The organism is Duganella sp. Leaf126 (assembly GCF_001423125.1).
GTDB lineage: Bacteria > Pseudomonadota > Gammaproteobacteria > Burkholderiales > Burkholderiaceae_D > Rugamonas.
The window spans coordinates 40,459-60,123 of the sequence record NZ_LMNW01000004.1; the positions used below are offsets into that span (position 1 = coordinate 40,459).

The following is a 19,665-nucleotide window of genomic DNA, read 5'->3' on the forward strand; positions in this document are numbered from 1 at the left end:
CCGTTTGCTTTCTGGTCGTCCGATTATCGCGACGCTTATTCATTATCATTCCCGCGCTTGGTGAATTTCGCAATTGCCGCACGATTGGGTAACTTGCAGAATCTCGGCTTAGGTCGCCGGTTGCCTGCAGCCCTGCAGCGTCGGACGACAAAAAAATAAATCACAGCGAGACACACACACCTGACGACGATCGCGCTTCTGCGCCGGTGAGCACCACTGAGCGACGCTGAGGCACGTGCCTGCCCCGCTTTGCAAACGATTTCACGTGCAGCGTTGCTGCCAACCGCAGTCTTTGCACCGCCTTTGCGCGACGCAGAACCCGATCGGCCGTTTAACCTGAGAGAGCATCGATGAACCACACCTTCAAAAAAACCGCCATCGCCATGGGCCTGGCCCAGATGACGATGATGCTGGGCGCCGCGACAGCACAGGCCCAGACCACCGACAACACCGCCGGTACTGGTAGCGCTATCAACAGCGCCGACGCCAACAAGCCGCCGGTCTCGGTGGTTGTCACCGGCCAGCGCGCAGCGCTGCAATCGGCGCAGAAGATCAAGCAGAACGCCGACGAGGTGGTCGATTCGATCGCCGCCGACGATATCGGCAAGCTGCCGGACCGCTCGGTGACGGAAGTGCTGCAGCGCGTCTCGGGCGTGACCATCGACCGCGCCATGGCGCGCAACGACCCCGATCACTTCTCGGTCGAAGGCTCGGGCGTCTCCGTGCGGGGCCTGAGCTACGTGCGCTCGGAACTGAACGGCCGCGATTCGTTCTCGGCCAACGGCGGGCGCTCGCTGAACTTCGAGGACGTGCCGCCGGAGCTGATGGCGGGCGTCGACATCTACAAGAACCCGTCGGCGGAGCAGGTGGAGGGCGCCATCGGTGGCCTGATCAACCTGCGCACCGCCATGCCGTTCGACTACAAGGGCTTCAAGGCCGCGATCTCCGGCTCCGAGACCCACTCCGAACTGCGCAAGGGCAAAGCCTCGCCATCGACGTCGGGCATGGTGTCGAACCGCTGGAAAACCCCGTTCGGTGAAGTCGGCGCCCTGATCGACCTGGCCTATTCGGAATCGGCCACCCGCACCGATGCCGTCCAGGTCGAGCCGTACTACCAGATTCAGGACAACGGCCGCACCGTGTGGGTGCCCAAGGGCGCGCAATGGCGTTCGCTCAACTTCGACCGCACCCGCGAAGGCGCGTACGGCGCCCTGCAGTGGAAGCCGAACAGCACCCTGACCACCGGCCTGACCTTCTTCAAGTCCAAGTACAAGATGCAGTGGGACGAGCAGGCGATCTTCGGTTCGGCCGATCCGTATGCGATCAAGGTCGTCGATGGCGTGTATGGCGACAACGGCGCGCTGCTCAAGGGCACGCTGACCAACAGCGATCCGACCAAGGGCATCAACTTCAACAACGACACGCGCACCGCCTGGCGCAAGTCCGACACCACCGACATTTCGTGGAATGCGCGCTGGCGTCCGAACGACCGCTGGACCATCGTCGCCGACCTGCAGAAAATCCGCGCCAATACCCACAGCGTCGATTCGACCGTGGCCACCGGCCTGAAGATGCCGAAGGAGCAGCTGGACCTGACCGGCAGCGTGCCGACCATCTCGTTCGACGCCACCGACCGCGCCTACCTGGCCAACCCCAATAACTACTACTGGGCGTTCACGATGGAGCACCTCGATCGTGCGAAAGCCGATTCCAAGGCCGGCAAGATCGACCTCAAGTACGACTTCGACAGCCCGGTCCTGCGCGACATCCGCTTCGGCGCCCGCATGACCGACCGCGATTCGACCACAGAGAATTCGAACCCGAGCTACAACTGGCAGGGCATCACCCAGGACTGGATGGGCGGCCTGCAGGGCAAGCTGGCCTACCTCGGCGACCCGCGCTTCTCCGGCTCGACCAACGTCCATTCGTTCAACAATTTCTTCAACGGTAAGATCGATGTGCCGGCGGTGGCCTTCCCCGATGTGTCGCTGGCCCAGGGCTACCCGGACAGCTACGCCAAGCTGCACGCGTACCGTGGCATCCTGTGCGCCGAAAACGGCACTACCTGCGATCCGTGGACGCAGGCCACCTTTGGCGGCGATCCGCGCGGCATCAACCAGCAGTCGGAAAAGACCAAGGCCTTGTACGCCCAGGCGCGCTTCGGTTTCGACGAGCTGAAATACCCGATCGACGGTAACGTCGGCCTGCGCATGGTGAAGACCGATTCGCACGCTGCCGGCTACACGCTGTTCAGTTCTTCGGCCACGCCGGGTCCCGGCATTCCGGTCATCGTGCCGTTTGCGCGTCCCGAGAATTTCGATAACTCCTACCGCAACTGGCTGCCCAGCCTGAACCTGCGCCTGAAGGCGACCGACAACCTGCAGTTCCGCTTCGCCTTTGCCTCGGCGCTGTCGCGGCCCGACCCGTCGCAGCTGCAGGCCTACACCAAGCTGACCCAGAGCGTGGACAACAACTCGCAGGTGGTCAGCTACACCGGCGAAGCCGATGGCAATCCGAACCTGCGGCCGATCACCGCCAAGCAGGTGGACCTGACCGCCGAGTGGTATTTCTCGCGCGTGGGTTCGGTCACGCTGGCCGTGTTCAACAAGCGCCTCAAGGACGTCATCGTCAAGCAGACCACCATCAACCAGCTGCCCGACACCGCCGGCGTGCTGCATGACTTCACCACCACCGCGCCGGTCAACGGCGCCAAGGGCCGCGCACGCGGTTTCGAACTGGCCTACCAGCAGTACTTCGACATGCTGCCGGGCGACTGGTCGGGCCTGGGCCTGCAGGGCAACTTCACCTTCGTCGACAGCAAGCGCACCTTGTACAACGGCGTGTACTCGCCGTACTGCACCGGCGCCGCCGGCGGCGCGGCCAACCTGAACCTGAACCTGAACGGCTGCGATACCAACGGCACCACGTTCGGCAATCTGCCGCTGGAAAACCTGTCGCGCCAGTCGTACAACCTGGCCCTGATGTACGACAAGGGACCCTGGTCGGCGCGCCTGGCCTACAACTGGCGTTCCAAGAGCCTGCAGGCGGTCAACGTGAGCGGCACCAATGGCACCGACGGCACCGACACCAACCCGGCCAGCGCCACCTTCGGCCAGCGCAACCTGGCCTGGGGCGTGCCCACCTGGGCCGACGACTACGGCCAGGCCGATGCCTCGGTGTCGTACAAGATCAATGACCGCATCCAGATCGGCCTCGAAGCGCAGAATCTGACCGACGCCAAATACAAGGTCCTGATGCAGCAAAGTACCGGTATGATGGGCCGCTCATGGTTCTCGTCGGGACGCCGCTACACCGCCCGTCTGACCTACAACTTCGAATAAGGAATGCAGCGCATGAAAACAACCGCCCGCCAGCTGGTCGTATCGCTTGGTCTTACTGTTATGGTGGCAGCTGGCGCGGCAGCCGCGCCGATTCCGGAACTGGTGCAAAAGGATGGCCGCTATGCGCTGATGGTGGACGGCGCGCCGTTCGTCATGTTCGGCGGCCAGGCCCAGAACTCCAGCAATTACCCGCAGGCGCTCGACAAGGTGTGGGCCGCCATCAGGGACGCCAACGCCAACACGCTGGAAATCCCGGTGGCGTGGGAGCAGATCGAACCGGTCGAGGGCAAGTTCGATTTCAGTTACGTCGATACGCTGGTGGCGCAGGCGCGCCAGAACAAGGTGCGCCTGGTGCTGCTGTGGTTCGGCACCTGGAAAAACACGGGACCGAGCTACACGCCGGAATGGGTCAAGTTCGACAACGCCCGCTTCCCGCGCATGCTGGACCAGCAGGGCAAGCCGATCTACTGCCTGTCGCCGCAAGGCGAGCAGACCCTCAACGCCGACAAGAAGGCCTTCGTGGCGCTGATGGCGCACATCAAGAAGATCGACGAGGTGCAGCGCACCGTGATCATGATGCAGGTCGAGAACGAGGTGGGCACCTACGGCTATGCGCGCGACTACGGTCCGAAAGCGCAAGCGCAGTTCGACCAGCCGGTGCCGGCCGAAGTGCTCAAGCATAAAAAGTCGCCGGTGGCGCTGGCCGCCAGCGGCACCTGGAAGCAGGTCTATGGCGATTATGCCGACGAATACTTCCACGCCTACTCGGTGGCGAAATACATCGGCGATATCGCCAAGGCCGGACGCGCGGTGTACAACCTGCCCATGTACGTCAACAACTCGATCCGCGACCCGCTCGAGCAGCCGCTCAAGCCGTGGAACAAGAACTTCGCCAGCGGCGGCCCGACCTTCGACGTGATCGACATCTACAAGGCGGCCGCACCGGCAATCGACTTCGCCGCGCCCGACATCTACAGCCCGGACTACCGCAAGTTCGTCGCCACGCTCGACAAGTTCCAGCGTCCCGACAATCCGCTGGCGGTGCCGGAGATGAGCAACGGCGCCGATTACGTGCGCTACGCCTACCTGGTGCTGGGGCGCGGGGCGATCAACTTCTCGCCGTTCGGCATCGACTACGCGGACTACAGCAATTACCCGCTCGGCCACAAGGCCACCGACAAGACCATGACCGCGCCGTACGGCAAAATCTTCGGCGCGTTCCGGCCGATGGAGCGCCAGTGGTCGAAGTGGGCGTTCGAAGGCCGCACCTACGGCGTGGCCGAAGGCGACGACCGTCAGCCGCAGCAGATCGCCATGCAGGGCTGGAAGGCGACCGTCTCGTTCCGCGAATGGCAGTTCGGCGAAAAGGAGTACTTCAAGGACGTCAAGGACCTGCCGGCCAACACCGAGCGGCCCAATGGCGGCGTGGCGATGGCGCAGATCGCCGACAATGAATTCATCATCGTCGGCCAGCATGCGCGCGTCAAAATCGATAGCGCGGACGGCAAACCCACGATGTGGGCCCGCGTGGAAGAGGGGCGCTTCGATGCGTCCGGCAAGTGGATGATGGAACGTAACTGGAACGGCGACCAGACCGATTATGGCCTCAACCTGACCGGCAACCCGGTGGTCTTGAAGGTCAAGGTCGGCACCTACTGAGCGCCGGTCCGGCGACACTATAAAAACTGAGGAGAAAACATGCAATTCAAAGCTATCGTGCCTGCGGCGTCCTGCCTGGCGGTGCTGATGTCGGGCCACGCCATGGCCGGCACCTTCGAGAAGACCGCCACCGGCGTCGTGGTCAAGCCCGACAGCGGCGCCAAGGAAGTGCGCCTCGAGGTCATGAACGACAACATCATCCACGTCGTCAAGACCGACCAGGCGGGCAAGCAGCTGACGCCGTCGCTGATGACGGTGGCCGCGCCGGTCCAGGACAATTTCCAGGTCACGTCGCAAGGCAAGGACAAGGTCACACTGAAAGCGAAAAAAATCTCGGTGGCGGTGTCGCTCGCTACCGGCCAGGTGCAGTTCTTCAACGCCGCCGGCAAAGCCTTCCTGACCCAGGCCGCCGAGAGCATGACGCCGGTGCAAGTGGGCGGCAAGCCGTTCATGGCAGTCACCCAGGGTTTCAACCACGGCACCAAGGACGCGTACTATGGCCTCGGCCAGCACCAGAACGGCCAGATGAACCTGAACGGCGAAGACGTGCTGCTGATGCAGCACAATATGGTCATTGCCGTGCCGTTCGTGGTCTCCGATAAAAACTACGGCGTTTTGTGGGACAACAATTCGATCTCGCGCTTCGGCGATCCGAAGCCGTACGGTTTCCTCTCGCGCGACCTGAAACTGGCCGACGCCGACGGCAAGGCCGGCGGCCTGACCGCGCGCTACTACGTCAACGACAAGCTGGTGCTCACGCGCCAGGAAAAGGACATCGATTACCAGTACCTGAAGGACGTGGCCGAGCACTGGCCGAAGGAACTGGGCGACCCGAAAACCGCTACCGGCGTCAAGGTCGTGTGGGACGGCACGCTCACGTCCGACAAGCCGGGTGTGCACAAGATGCAGCTGTATTCGTCCGATTACGCCAAGCTCGATATCGACGGCAAGCAGATCATGGATGTCTGGCGCCAGGGCTGGAACCCGTGGTATCACAATTTCGAACTGTCGTTCGAAGCGGGCAAGCCGCGCAAGCTGCACCTGGAATGGAAGCCGTCGGGCGGCATGATCGCCATGACCCATAACGATCCGCTGCCGGCGCCCGAACGCCACTCGCTGACCTTCTCGTCGGAAGTCGCGCAGAGCATCAACTACTACGTGATCAACGGCGAAACCAGCATCGACAAGGTGATCGCCGGCTATCGCCACCTGACCGGCGAAGCGCCGATGATGCCGAAATGGGCGTACGGCCTGTGGCAATCGCGCCAGCGCTACGAAACCCAGGAGCAGCTGCTGGGCGTGCTCAAGGAATACCGCAAACAGGGCTGGCCGATCGATAACATGGTGCAGGACTGGTTCTACTGGCCGCAGGATGGCTGGGGTTCGCACGACTTCGACAAGGTCCGCTTCCCGAATCCGAAAGGCATGGTGGACGAAGTCCACAAGAACAATGCGCGCGTGATGATTTCGATCTGGGGCAAGTTCTACGAGAACACCAAGAACTACCAGGAGCTGAAAAACGCCGGCTACATGTGGACCAAGAACGTCGAGAACGGTGACCTCGACTGGGTTGGCCCCGGCTACAAGAACAGCCACTACGACCCGTACACCAAGGGCGCCCAGGACATGTACTTCCGCCAGATGAAGCCGAAGCTGGTGGACCTGGGCTTCGACGCCTGGTGGATGGACAACACCGAACCGGACGTGCTGTCCAACACCCGCCTCGAAGACTTTAAAAAGCTGATCGGTCCGACCGTGTACGGCGCCGGCGAAGTGACGTTCAATCCCTACAGCCTGGTGCACACCGAGGGTTTCTATAACCACCTGATCAAAGACCAGCCGCAGAAGCGCCAGTTCATCCTGTCGCGCTCCGGCTTTGCCGGCATCCAGCGCAACGGCACCGCGCTGTGGAGCGGCGATACGGTCGGCCGCTGGAACAACCTGTACGACCAGATCTCGGCCGGCGTGCAGATCTCGATGTCGGGTATTCCGAACTGGACCCACGATATCGGCGGCTACGCCCAGGAGCTGCGCTTCCAGACCGGCGACGTCGGCGCGGCCCAGGAAAACCGCGTCGTCGCTGCCAACCAGGGCACGCCGGAAGACCTGAAGGAATGGCGCGAGCTGAACCTGCGCTGGTGGCAGTTCGGCGCATTCTCGCCGCTGTTCCGGTCGCACGGCGAAGTGGTCAAGCGCGAGATCCACATCATCTCGCCCGAAGGTTCGCCGATGCGCGAATCGATGGTCTGGTACGACAAGCTGCGCTACCGCCTGATGCCGTACATTTACTCGACCGCCGCCACCACGCACCACGAGTCGGGCACCATCATGCGCGGCCTGGTGATGGACTTCCCGAACGACGACGCGGTGAAGAACATCGCCGACCAGTACCTGTTCGGCCACAGCTTCCTGGTGGCGCCGGTGTACGAGTACGGGGCGCGTGAACGCAGCGTGTACCTGCCCAAGGGCGCGGACTGGTACGACTTCTATACCGGCGAGCTGCACAAGGGCGGCACGCGGGTAGCGATCAAGGCGCCGGAAACGCGCATGCCGCTGCTGGTCAGGGCGGGCGCCATCATCCCGGTCGGGCCGGTCACGCAATACGTCGACGAGAAGCCCGATGCGCCGATCACGTTCAATGTGTATGCCGGCGCCGACGGCAGCTTCAGCCTGTACGAGGACGACGGCGTGTCGAACGCCTACCTGCGCAAGGAGTTCAGCCGCATCCCGGTCAGCTACAACGACAAGACCGGCGTGGTGACGATCGGTGCGCGCGATGGTGCGTACAAGGGCATGATAGCCAAGCGCGAATTCCGCGTGCGCTTCATCAAGCCTGGCGTGTCGAGTTCGGACAACTTCGACGCCGCCGACAAGGTGGTGGCCTACGAAGGCAAAGCCGTCACCGTCAAGCGTTAAGTCCCGGAGCCGCTTTGTTCAACTTCGTGAATAGGGCGGCGCCGTGGCTGGCGTTGTCTTGTGCCCTGGTGGGCGCCAGCCCGGCAGCGCTTGCCGTCTCGCGTCCCGACGGCGCTGCTGCCAACCTCGCGCTGCGCTACCTGCAGCCGGCGCCGGACACCGACGCCGGCTGGGAGCGCGAGGCACTCCCGATCGGCAACGGCCGCATCGGCGCCATGCTGTTCGGCCAGCTGGCGCGCGAGCGCATCCAGTTCAACGACATCACGCTGTGGACCGGCGACGGCCAGGCGATGGGCGCCTACCAGCCATTCGGCGACGTGTACATCAACCTGCCGGGCCACGACAAGGCGACCCAGTACGCGCGCCAGCTCGACATCGGCAACAGCGTGCACCGCGTCAGCTATACCCACCGGGGCGTGCGCTTCACGCGCGAGGCGCTGGCCAGCTATCCGGCCCAGGTGATTGCCGTGCGCCTGTCGGCCAGTCGGGCGGGCCAGTACACCGGTTCGATCGAACTGGCCGACATGCACGGCGCGAGCATCGTCGCCGATGGCAACCGCATCACCGCCACCGGCAACCTGCGTGGCAAGGGCAGCACGCCGTCCGGCAACGCCATGGACTATGTCAGCCAGGTGCAGGTGCGCCACGAAGGCGGCCGCATCGCCATCGACGGCAACACGATCACCTTCACCGCTTGCGACGCCGTGACCCTGGTGCTGGGCGCCGGCACCAGCTACGTGCTGGACGCGGCAAAGAAATTCCAGGGTCCGCATCCCGGCGCGCGCGTGGCCGCACAGGTGGCTGCCGCACCGGCGTGGCCGGCGCTGCTGGCGCAGCACCGCCAGGACTACCGCAGCCGTTTCGACCGCGTGGGTGTGGACTTCGGTCGCACTGCCGCCGCGCGCCGCGCGCTGCCCACCGACCGCCGGCTGCAGTCCTACACGGCGCACGGCGGCGACCCGGAACTGGAAGCGCTGTTCTACCAGTACGGCCGCTACCTGCTCATTTCGAGCTCGCGCGATGCGCTGCCCGCCAACCTGCAGGGCTTGTGGAACAACAGCCTGACGCCGCCGTGGAATGCGGACTACCACACCAATATCAATGTGCAGATGAATTACTGGCCGGCGGAGACGGCCAATCTGTCCGAGCACGCACTGCCGTTCCTCGACTTCGTGCAGGGCGTGGCGCCCGTTTACCGAAGCCTGCTCGCCGACACCGCCGCGCGCGCGATGGCCGATCCGGCGTCGGTGCCGATGGCGGCGGCAGACCTGAGCGGCGCCGCCGTGCAGCGCGAAGAAACCTTCGTGACGGCGGCCGGCAAGCCGGTGCGCGGCTGGACCCTGCGCACCGAATCGAACCCGTTCGGCGCCATGGGCTATATCTGGAACAAGACCGGCAACGCCTGGTACGCGCAGCATTTCTGGGAGCATTACGCGTTCACCCAAGACCGCGCCTATTTGCGCGATGTCGCCTACCCGGTGATGCGCGAAGCCGTCCACTTCTGGCAGGACACGCTCAAGACGCTGCCGGACGGGCGCCTGGTGGCGCCGCTGGGCTGGTCGCCCGAACATGGGCCGATCGAGGATGGCGTGACCTACGACCAGGCCATCGTCTGGGATCTGTTCAACAACACGGTCGAAGCGGCCGGCGTGCTCGGCGACACCGCATTCGGCACCGAGGTGGCGGCGCTGCGCGACCGCCTGGTCACGCCGCGCGTGGGCAGCTGGGGCCAGCTGCTCGAATGGATGGACGAGAAGCGCGATCCGGTGCTGGACCAGCCGGGCGATACGCACCGCCACGTGTCGCACCTGTTCGGCCTGTTCCCGGGACGGCAGATATCGCCGACCACCACGCCGGCGCTGGCCGCTGCCGCGCGCGTGTCGCTGGCCAGCCGCGGTGACGCCGGCACCGGCTGGGCCATGGCGTGGAAGACCGCCTACTGGGCGCGCCTGCTCGATGGCGACCATGCCTACACCATGTTGCGCGGCCAGCTGGCCACGCCGGGCGCGCGCGCCGCGCAGCAGGCGGGGCAGGGCACGGAAGTGAACAATGCGGGCGGCACCTACGCCAACCTGTTCGACGCCCATCCGCCGTTCCAGATCGACGGCAATTTCGGCGCCACGGCAGCGATCAACGAAATGCTGCTGCAGTCGCAGAACGGCGAGCTGCATCTGCTGCCGGCCCTGCCGTCCGCGTGGAAGACCGGCACCGTGCGCGGCCTGCGGGCGCGCGGCGGCTACGAGGTCGATATCAGCTGGCGCGACGGACGGCTGCTGACCGCCACCGTGCGCCGCACGGCCGGCGTGGGCGCCACGCGCGTGCGCTACGGCGACACGGTGCTGCCGCTGACATTGAAGGTTGGCGAGCGACGGACAGTGGTGTTCAAGTAAGTTTCGATCCCCGCCGCACGGGCAGGAGGCCAGCGCCGGCGGTCAATGCCGGCCTAAAAATTCTGCGATAACGGGATTGATCGCGTCCGCATGCGTGATCGGTCCCATGTGCGCGCCGCATGTTTCCAGCATGGTCGCATTGGGCAGGGCGGCGGCCAGCTTCGGCGCCAGGCCGCGCGTGGAGATGGGGCTGTGCTGGCCGGCCATCACCAGCGTCGGCACCGTGAGCGCGGCCAGGTCGGCGAACGACACCGGTTCGCCCAGCAGCGCCTCGAAGTCCAGCCGCACCTTGGCGATCATGGCGATCATCTTGTCCTGCGCGGCCGGCGGCGCGGCGTCGAAGGCGCCCGGACGGTTCCAGTAATCGATGAAGGTGCGGGTGGCGTCGCGGTCCGAGCCGGCGCCGAGGATGGTGCCGACCACGCCGGTGATTTCCATTTTCGACGGATCGTCGTCGGGCAGCAGGTGGAAGGCCACCGGCTCGTGCAGCGCCAGCGACAGCACGCGGTCGGGCATGCTGCGCGCCAGGTGCAGGGCCGAGACGCCGCCGTACGAGTGACCGACCAGGTGAAACGGCTCGTCGGGCGCCAGCGTGGTGGCCAGCGCCGCCTTGATCGCCTCGGCCTCGTGGGCCAGCGTGTGGACGTAACCGCTACCGGCGCCGGCGCCGGCCGGGAACGGCGCGGCGCCGTAGCCGAGCAGGTCGAGCGGCAGGCAGCGGTAGGTGTCGGCCAGTTGCGCCGTCAGGGCAGCCCACTGGGCCTTGGAACTCATGGAACTGTGGAGCAGGACGATGGCCGGTTTCATGGTACGCACGCGGTAACGGGGAAGCGGCGATTATACCGATTATGCCGATAGCTGCGGGCGTGGTCCGCTCGCGACGGTTTTCCCGGGTTCCCTTGAGGGAAAACGTTTTGTACGTTTGTGAACCGACCATCGGGCGAAAAAGAGTAAAGTGTCGGTATGAAACCAATTAAGAAAGTCGCCGGCCTGGCCGGCATGCTGGGCGTGGTCTGGCTGGGCTTGACGGCTGCGGTGGCGGCCAGCCAGAGCAGGCTTCTGTTCAATCCGCTGGGCAGCCGGCGCGAAGTGCGCAACCCCTACAGCGCCGGCCACCGCACGCGCGCGGTGGTGATACGCGCCAAGGATGGCACGCGCCTGTCCGGCTGGCTGATGACGCCGCGCCTGGCCGGCCCGCATCCCGGTGTCGTGTATTTTGGCGGGCGGTCGGAAGAAGTGTCGTGGGTGGCGCGCGACGCCGGCAAGCTGTTTCCGGGCATGGCCGTGCTGGCCGTGAACTACCGTGGCTACGGCGACTCGCACGGCGACCCGGCCGAAACCCATTTCGTCGAGGACGGGCGCATGCTCTACGACTGGCTGGCCGACCGCCATCATGTCGATGCCAGGCGCATGGCAGTGGTGGGGCGCAGCCTCGGTTCGGGGGTGGCGGTGCAGGTGGCGATCGACCGCGAGCCGTGCGCCGTGGTGCTGCTCACGCCCTACGATTCGATCCTGGCGATCGCCAAGCGCCGCTTCCGCACGCTGCCGGTCGAGTATGTGCTGCGTCACAAGTTCGAGTCGGTGAAATACGCGGAAAAGATCAGTGCGCCCGTCTACGTGCTGCGTTCGGAACACGACGACATCGTGCCGCATGCGCATACCGACCTGCTGGTGCAAAAACTGGGCACGCTGCAGGCCGACGAAATCGTGCCCGGCTCCAATCACATCAACATCCCCTACCTGCCGGAGACGCAGGAGCGCATCGCCTACTTCCTGACCGACCGCTTCTATCCGCAAGCGGTATTGCCGGTGTAAGGGCTGCGAGCTTTTCAGGCCGGGTGGCGCGGCGTGCCGGCGCTGCGCTCGGCGATATGGTGGTGCACGCGTCGCAGTCCCAGCCACACGGCCGCGATCACCACCGGCACCGCCACCCCCTGCAGGATGTCCGGGTTGACCGGCATGCCGGCAGCCTTGAGCGCCTTGCCGGCGTAGCCGATCAGCCCCAGCGTGTAATACGAAATCGCTACTGCCGACAGGCCTTCCACCGCCTGTTGCAGGCGCAGCTGCTGGGCCGCGCGGGCGTCGAGCGATTGCAGGATGCGGCGGTTCTGGCCTTCCTGCTCGATGCCGACGCGGGTGCGCAGCAGGTCGTTGCTGCGGCCGATACGCTTGGCCAGCGCTTCCTGGCGCAGCGCCACCGAAGTACAGGTGTGCATGGCCGGCGCCAGCCGGCGGCCCATGAATTCGGCCAGGGTCTGGATGCCGGCGATCCGTACTTCGCGCAGTTCGTGGATGCGCGCCTGCACCAGGCTGAAATACGCCTGCGAGGCGGCGAAGCGGTAGCTGTTGTTGACCGAGATTTTTTCCAGCCGCGCCGCCAGGCTGGTGATGTTGTGCAGCAGGCGGCTTTCCTCGCGGGCGTCGATGCGCGCGGCCGGCGCGGGCTGGTCGGCCTGCACCAGCGTGGCGGTCAGGTCGGCCAGCTCGCCTTCGATGCCGTTCAACAGCGGCTGCGACGCTTCCGCGTTCGGTAGTCCCAACAAGGCCATCATGCGGTAGGTTTCGATTTCCAGCAGGCGGCTGACCAGGCGCCCGGACTGGAACTCGCGCAAGCCGAGGTCGCGCACCACGAAGCGGCTGAAGCCATCGGGCTGGATCAGGAAGTCGGTCCACACTTCGGCTGCGCCGGCCGCATTGCTGCCGACCAGCGATTTGCCGTGAAACAGGGCTGCAATCGATTCGGTCTTGTCGCTGCCGGCCACGCCGCTGCACAGCAGCACATGGGCCGCGACGATGATCTTGCCGTGCAGGCCAGCCAGCCACTCCTGCGGCACGTGCCGCAGCGGCACCTGCTGGAACGCCTGGCGGAAATCGGGATCGATGTCGGCGCCTTCCACGAACGTGAAGGTGGCAAACTCGGTATGGCATTCCCACTTGAGGCGGAAGCGGCCGAAGTCGTGATAAAAGTAGCGCGCCTGGGCGCCCGGCGCCGCCACGCCATAGTGGCCGCACAGCTGCTGCAGGATCGCGTGCTGGGTGCTGCGGTGCAGCTGTTGCGACGGATGGTCTTGCTGCACGTACAGCGCGAAATGGGTCAGGCTTTCCGGCGCCTGCAGCTGCAGAAACGGGCGGGAATGGATCTCAGCCGACAGCGGCACCCGCAGCGGGTGATTGAGCCTGGCAAAATCGGCAGTGGCGCGGTAGGCAAGCGGCTGGGGCATGACGTCCTTGGGAAGTAAGTAAATATGTTGCAGTGCAGTATATGACGGCCGCACGCGGGCCACAACCGCGCGGTATGGACACGGGTCAACAGCGTTATCGGTAGGCGGCTGGCAGATGGCGCGCACCGGCGTTGCGCGCCAGTCGCCCGCACCAGGTGGTGAGACGCGCCGCGCCTGCCGCGATCGCGGGTTGAACTGCGCTGCGTCGGCTTGCGACGTCACCGCGTGCGGCGTAGCGTCGCAAGTGGTCGCATCAGGCAGCGAGCTTGCGGGCCGGTGCAGCCGTCGCCGCTGCCGGCAGCGGCGCCGACATCGGCGCAGGCTGCGGCGCCTGGTGGCCGTACGGGCCGCCGTGCAGCTCGCGCAGCGCATCGTAGGTGATGAACTGGCGCGGGCGCACCACGTCGGCGCCATGCCCGGCCGGGGCGATGCTGACCGTCCACAGGCCGGCAGCTTGCGCTGCGTCCAGGGCCGGGGCGCCAGCGTCGATGGCGATGGCGTCCGACGCGTGCACGCCGATGGCGTGCAGGGCGCGTGCATACGGGCCGGTGCCGGCCGGGCCGTCGAAACTGGCGCCGCCCGTGACCACCGTAAACAGGCTGTTGACGTCGGCGCCGAACGCGTGCGACAGCAGCGCGGATGCGGTGGCGGCAGGCAGGTCGGTCACGATGCAGATCTTGCAGCCGTCGGCGCTCGCATCGGCGATCAGGGCCAGCGCCGCCGACAGCGCCGGCAGCGGCGCGGCGACGATCGCCTGGTGAAACGCGCGGTGCTTGTCGTGCTCCATCGCGGCTGCGCGCTTGCGGTCGCGGGCCGCCAGGTTCGGTGGCAGGGCGCCGCGGAGGGCGCAGGCGTAGCCACAGGTGGCAGCGGCGTGGCGCAGGGCGCGCGCGTCCCAGTGCAGCGACAGGCCGGCCGAGGCGAAAGCGGTATTGCAGGCTGCCAGATGGGATGCTTCGGTGTCGAACAGCACGCCGTCCAGGCCCAGGAAGATCACGTCTATGCTCATGGAATACCTCGCTAAACTGTGTCAATCCCGCCAATATACCGGTAGTATGGACAAAAGAAAAATTAAAGATTTTCAGTAATTGATAAGGATAGACTGATGCAATACCCGAGTTTCCGCCAGCTGCAATCGCTGATCCTGGTGGCGCGCCACGAGAGCGTATCGCGCGCGGCCGATGCGATGCACGTCACGCAGCCCGCCATTTCGCTGCAATTGCGTACGCTCGAGGACATCGCCGGCCTTGCGCTCACGCGCAAGGTGGGGCGCAATATCCAGCTGACGGCAGCCGGCGAGGTGATGCTCGATTTTTCCGAACGCATGCTGCGCCTGTGGCAGCAGGCCGAGGAAGAACTGGCGGCGCTGCAGGGCGTCACCAGCGGCACGCTGCGCATCGGCGCGGTCACCACTGCCGAGCACCTGCTGCCGCCGCTGCTGGTGCCGTTCACGCTCGAGCGCCCCGACGTCCGGCTGAAGCTCCAGGTAGGCAATCGCGCCGAGATCATCAGCATGCTGGCGCGCCACGAGATCGACCTGGCCATCATGGGCACGCCGCCGCGCGAACTGCGCACCAACGCGGCCCGTTTCGCGCGCCACCCGATGGCCTTCGTGGCCAGCCCGGCCCACCCGCTGATGAAGAAGAAGCGGCTGACGCTGGCCGATGTGAAGGGCGCCAACCTGATGGTGCGCGAGCGCGGCTCGGGCACCCGCACCGCTGTCGAGCGGTTGTTGCGCGACGCCGGTCATCCGCTCGAATTCGGGTCGGAAGTGTCGAGTAACGAGGCGATCAAACGCATGGTGTCGGCCGGCCTCGGGCTCGGCTTTCTGTCGGTGCACGCGTGCGGCCTCGAATTCGAGGCGGGCCTGCTGGCCATTCTGCCGATGGCCGGCAACCCGGTCGATGCAGACTGGCAGATCATGCACCTGACCGATCAGCCGATTCCCAAGGTGGCGGCGTCGTTCCAGGAATTCGTGATCGAGAACGGCCAGGACCTGGTGGCGCGCGAACTGGAAAGCGTCTATAAATTGCTGGGACGGCGGCGCACGCGCGCCTGAGTGCCACGGCTGTAACGGTGGTTCGACCGGCACAGTACGTGACATTGATCGCAAGACTGTACTGGTACACGCCGGCACACCGGCGCATACAATCGCTGATCTCCCTTTCAGGAAACGCCATGTCCCCAGACCTGCTGCTGCCGCTGTGTACCTTTGCCGTCGCCAGTTCCATCACGCCCGGCCCCAACAACACCATGATCCTCGCATCGGGCCTCAATTACGGCTTCCGCCGCTCGCTGCCGCACCTGTTCGGGATTTGCGGCGGCTTCTCGTTCATGGTGATCGCGGTCGGTGTCGGCTTGCAGGCCGTGTTCGCGCAGGCGCCGATACTGCAGCTGATCCTCAAATACGTGGGCGCCCTCTATCTGCTGTGGCTGGCATGGAAGCTGGCCCATGCGGCGCCCATGGCTGCCGAACAGGCGCGGCTGTCGAAGCCGATGGGCTTCTGGGGCGCTGCCGCTTTCCAGTGGGTCAACCCGAAGGCATGGATGATGATCGTCGGCGCCATCAGCACCTATCTGCCGGCGCCGGCGCAACTGAACGATGTGGGCCTGCTGGCGCTGGTGTTCCTGCTGGTGGGCATCGTGTGCGTGGGGGCGTGGGCGCTGTTCGGCGTGGTCATGCGCCGCTTCCTGCACGATCCACGCTCGGTGCGCATCTTCAACGTCAGCATGGCCTTGCTGCTGCTGGCGTCGCTGTATCCGATCCTGCGCAGCTGACGCCCCTCGGTTGCGAAGACTGCTACCATGGCGGCTCGATTTCACTTTTTAGGAATGCCGATGTCCCGTCGATTGTCCCTGGCCGCCCTGCTGGCCTGCACCCTGGGTTCCGCTGCCGCCGCCACCTTGCCGTCGAACCTGATGCTGCCCGATCCGGAGCTGGCGGCCCACGGCATCGTCGAGCGCTGGACGCTGACCATCAAGCTCGAGTCGGACGACCTGAAAGCCATTGCACCCTGCCGCCAGGTGCTCACCGAGCGCGGCTTCGCGCCGGTACTGTCGAAGATGGCCAGCTCCAGCCAGCCGCAGCTGCACTTCAAGATCGAAGGCAGCAAGGAATACCCGCAGGCCACCACCGAAGCCGACGACGCACTGGCCGCCGTCCAGCAGGCGCGCTGCAAGACCGCCGTCAACTGGGTGGTGGTCGCGCGGCAGCTGCCGCGCTAACGACGCCATCGGCGGGCGAGCGCTGAGCGGCCGACGGCGAACGGCAACCGCTGCCGCCGGGCAGCCTGTGCCGGCGGACGCCACGCGCAGCGCCATCCGTAAGGGGACGGCCGCTACCGAGCAGCCTGGGCCGACGGGCGCCACGCGCAGCGCCATCCTGCAGGGGTACGACCGCTAGCGGGCAGCCTGGGCCGACGGGCGCCACGCGCAGCGCAGTCTGTAGGTGACAGCCGCTACGGCGCAGCCTGGGCTGGCAAGTGCCACGCGCAGCGCCATCCTGCAGGGGGACGGCCGGCCCGGGCAGTTCGCCCGGGCCGGCGCAACGCTGGCCGCAATCCTCCAGGCCGATGGCCGCCGCCGTGCAAGCCGCCAGCAGCCGGCTCAGTCCGGGCGCGGCAGGCGCAGCAGGTGCAAGCTGTTGCGGATGGCGTCCAGATCGACCGGCTCGCGCGCCTGCAGCCCCTGCAGGTAGCCGCGCGCGAAACTGATGGCGTCCAGCGCCTCCGGGTGGCGCTCGGCGAGGTCGCGCAGCAGCGTTTCCGCCACCACCAGGTCGTTGTGCTGGCCCAGCGCCGACTGGATCGCCGCCAGCACCTTCAGGTACTGGCGCACCGGTTTTTCGCGGTACAGGGCCTGGAAGAACTGCAGCGCATAGCGGGCGCGCTTGGCTGCGATGCGGGTGGCGTGGATCGAGGCAGGATCGGCCTCGTCCATGCGCCGCGCGCGTTTGAGCAGGCGCTTGTGCAGGCGCTGCAGCGTGGTCTTGGCAAAGCCGGCCAGCGGTGCGTCGGGCACGTCGGTGGGCAGGTGTTGCATCCACAGGCCCAGGCGCAGCAACAGCTGCGTGTAGCGCGGCGAGCGCAGCGCCTGCGCTGCCGCCGAGCGGTGCGCCTGCGCTGCGCTCAGCGCCAGCTGTTGCAGCGCCATCAGGCCGTTTTTGCCACCCGGGTTGGCCTGCACCAGGGGCAGGGTGTCGGTCAGCAGCACGTCGGCGTCGCGCGCGGCGCCCAGTTCGCCGTTGAGCCAGGCGATGTCGTCGGCCAGTGCGGGCGGACACGGTGCAGCATCGCCGAACAGCTTCAGTGCCGAACGCATGCGGCGCAGGCCGACGCGCATCTGGTGCAGCGTTTCCGGGTCGTCGCCGTCGATCACGGCCTGCTCGTTGTGCTGGATATGCTGCAGGCAATTGCCGAGGATCGCTTGCAGGGCCTGGGCCACGGTGGCGTCGGCATCGAGCGTGAGCGCCCGGGCACGGTAGGGCGTGGTACCGGTCTCCCGGCACAGCTGGTAGCCGCGCTGGGCCTTGTTGACGTTGCTGACCCGCAGCGGCAGGTACTGGTGCAGCGCCAGCGCGAACGAGAACAGCGCGGACGGATCGCCGTCCTTGAGTTCGAGCTCGATTTCATTGATGGCAAGCCGCCTGCCGAGCCGCTCGATATGGCCCTGGTCGAGCACCAGCTCGATGCGGCTGCCTTCGATATCGAGCTGCCAGGCGTGGCGTTCCACCTCGACCGTGAACAGGGCTTCCAGGCGCTGCTTGAGTTCGGGCGCGGCCAGCATGTCGCGCCAGCGGCTGTCGTCACCGACCTGCTTGCGCAGCTTGCCCAGTTGCGGCCAGGGCCGGCTGACCGGACCTTCCCATTCGTTGCGGCTGTGCAGCCCGCTCTGGACGCTGCCGCCGGCCTTCATGGTCTGTATCCAGACGCCATCCTCCTGGCGCACGCGCAGGCCGGCGCCATGACGCAGCAGGTGCAGGTCCGGCGTATCGAAATAATGCGCGGACAGGTGCTGGCGGTGCGGACTGCCGTCGGCATGGTCGGCAATCAGCGGCAGCGCCATCAGGGTGGCGTTGTGGGCGGGGTCGAGCAGCAGTTTGAGTTCGATTTCCATGGGATCAGTGTAGGCCAGATTCAGCGTACGGGGGCACACGTATGCGCCAGTACATTTTCCCAGGCCGGAATCGCCTGGCGCCAGAAGTCGGCGATCGACGTCGCCGCGATGTCCATGCCGAGGAAACGCGCGGCCGGCAGCAGTGCTTGCGTCAACAGTTGCTGCGGCGCGGCGCCCGTATCGAAGGCCTGAGCACCGGTCTGTTTCGACAGTTTTTCGCCGAGTTCGTTGACCACCACCGGCACGTGCAGGTAACTCGGATGCGGCAGGCCCAGCACCTGCTGCAGGTACAGCTGGCGCGGCGTCGAATCGAGCAGGTCGGCGCCGCGCACGATGTCGGTAATGTCCTGCGCGCCGTCGTCCACCACCACGGCCAGCTGGTAAGCCCAGAAGCCGTCGGCGCGCCGGATGACGAAGTCGCCCACGTCGTCGGTCAGGTCCTGGCTGATGTGGCCGGCCCAGCGGTCGTCGAAAGCGCGCACGCAGTGCGGCGACTGCGGCACTTTCAGGCGCAAGGCGCGCGCGGTCTTGCCCGGCGCCAGCCCGTGGCGGCAGGTGCCCGGGTAGATCAGCGCCTGCGCCTGGCGGCCGCCGAGGCGCAGCTGCGAATCGGCGATCTCGCGCCGGGAACAACCGCAGGGATAGACCAGGTCGCCAAGCTGGCGCAGCGCTGCGTCGTACAGGGCGGTGCGCCGGCTTTGCCAGGTGACGTCGCCGTCCCAGGCCATGCCGCAGCGCTCCAGCGACGCCAGGATGTGCTGGTCGGCGCCGGCCACGTTGCGGTCGCCATCGACATCTTCGATGCGCACCAGCCACCGGCCATGGTGGACCTTGGCGTCGAGGTAGCTGGCCATGGCCGCGACCAGCGAGCCCAGATGCAGCGGTCCGGTGGGCGAGGGCGCGAAGCGGCCGACGTAGCGGCGATGTGCGGTGCAGTCTGTCATGACACCATTCTAGCGCGCCGCGTGCTGCGCACCCACTGCCGACACCGGCGATGCAATGTCATACAATGTGTGCGCGGCA

Annotated in this window: 13 protein-coding genes; 8 read left to right on the forward strand and 5 right to left on the reverse strand. The window is 66.1% G+C overall.

Features of this window, described 5'->3' with window-relative positions:
* Positions 1-350 precede the first annotated feature (350 nt).
* From ASF61_RS05700 to ASF61_RS05715, 4 genes are read left to right on the forward strand one after another with little or no spacing between them, the layout of a single operon-like run.
* Positions 351-3,341 (forward strand): TonB-dependent receptor, encoded by a 2,991-nt coding sequence (locus ASF61_RS05700; protein ID WP_056152315.1) that lies wholly within the window; start codon positions 351-353, stop codon positions 3,339-3,341.
* A 12-nt stretch (positions 3,342-3,353) separates the two neighbouring features.
* Complete coding sequence (locus tag ASF61_RS05705; RefSeq protein WP_056152593.1) at positions 3,354-5,000, forward strand: DUF5597 domain-containing protein; 1,647 nt, start codon at positions 3,354-3,356, stop codon at positions 4,998-5,000.
* Between the two features lie 39 nt (positions 5,001-5,039).
* Entirely contained in the window at positions 5,040-7,916 is a 2,877-nt protein-coding gene (locus ASF61_RS05710; protein ID WP_056152319.1) for a TIM-barrel domain-containing protein, read from the forward strand.
* Positions 7,917-7,930: 14 nt separating this feature from the next.
* Positions 7,931-10,306, forward strand: coding sequence for a glycoside hydrolase N-terminal domain-containing protein (locus ASF61_RS05715; RefSeq protein ID WP_082491237.1), 2,376 nt, complete (start codon positions 7,931-7,933; stop codon positions 10,304-10,306).
* 42 nt (positions 10,307-10,348) lie between these two features.
* Here ASF61_RS05715 and ASF61_RS05720 read toward each other — a convergent pair whose 3' ends face one another.
* The gene (locus ASF61_RS05720) at positions 10,349-11,113 is read right to left on the reverse strand and encodes an alpha/beta fold hydrolase (RefSeq protein WP_200919808.1); all 765 of its coding nucleotides are present in this window, start codon (positions 11,111-11,113) and stop codon (positions 10,349-10,351) included.
* Positions 11,114-11,269: 156 nt separating this feature from the next.
* Between ASF61_RS05720 and ASF61_RS05725 the strand changes: the two genes are divergently transcribed.
* Complete coding sequence (locus ASF61_RS05725) at positions 11,270-12,121, forward strand: alpha/beta hydrolase (RefSeq protein WP_056152322.1); 852 nt, start codon at positions 11,270-11,272, stop codon at positions 12,119-12,121.
* Between the two features lie 14 nt (positions 12,122-12,135).
* Here ASF61_RS05725 and ASF61_RS05730 read toward each other — a convergent pair whose 3' ends face one another.
* Together ASF61_RS05730 and ASF61_RS05735 are read right to left on the reverse strand one after the other, a co-directional pair.
* Positions 12,136-13,527 carry a DUF3422 family protein gene (locus tag ASF61_RS05730; protein WP_056152326.1) on the reverse strand — a complete coding sequence of 464 codons (1,392 nt, stop codon included), beginning with the start codon at positions 13,525-13,527 and terminating at the stop codon, positions 12,136-12,138.
* 253 nt (positions 13,528-13,780) lie between these two features.
* Positions 13,781-14,536 carry an HAD family hydrolase gene (locus tag ASF61_RS05735; RefSeq protein ID WP_056152329.1) on the reverse strand — a complete coding sequence of 252 codons (756 nt, stop codon included), beginning with the start codon at positions 14,534-14,536 and terminating at the stop codon, positions 13,781-13,783.
* A gap of 96 nt (positions 14,537-14,632) precedes the next feature.
* On the opposite strand from ASF61_RS05735, the gene ASF61_RS05740 reads away from it, so the two are divergent.
* From ASF61_RS05740 to ASF61_RS05750, 3 genes are all read left to right on the forward strand, one after another.
* The gene (locus tag ASF61_RS05740; protein ID WP_056152331.1) at positions 14,633-15,586 is read left to right on the forward strand and encodes a LysR substrate-binding domain-containing protein; all 954 of its coding nucleotides are present in this window, start codon (positions 14,633-14,635) and stop codon (positions 15,584-15,586) included.
* Between the two features lie 119 nt (positions 15,587-15,705).
* The gene (locus tag ASF61_RS05745; protein ID WP_056152334.1) at positions 15,706-16,305 is read left to right on the forward strand and encodes a LysE family translocator; all 600 of its coding nucleotides are present in this window, start codon (positions 15,706-15,708) and stop codon (positions 16,303-16,305) included.
* Between the two features lie 60 nt (positions 16,306-16,365).
* Positions 16,366-16,752, forward strand: a complete 387-nt coding sequence (locus ASF61_RS05750; protein WP_056152337.1) for a hypothetical protein — start codon at positions 16,366-16,368, stop codon at positions 16,750-16,752.
* Between the two features lie 381 nt (positions 16,753-17,133).
* Here the strand turns inward: ASF61_RS05750 and ASF61_RS05755 are convergent, their stop codons facing one another.
* Both ASF61_RS05755 and gluQRS read right to left on the reverse strand, forming a co-directional pair.
* On the reverse strand, positions 17,134-18,642 hold the full coding sequence (locus ASF61_RS05755; protein WP_056152340.1) for a CYTH and CHAD domain-containing protein: 1,509 nt from the start codon (positions 18,640-18,642) through the stop codon (positions 17,134-17,136).
* Between the two features lie 20 nt (positions 18,643-18,662).
* Positions 18,663-19,586, reverse strand: a complete 924-nt coding sequence (gene gluQRS, locus ASF61_RS05760) for a tRNA glutamyl-Q(34) synthetase GluQRS (RefSeq protein ID WP_056152343.1) — start codon at positions 19,584-19,586, stop codon at positions 18,663-18,665.
* Positions 19,587-19,665 lie beyond the last annotated feature (79 nt).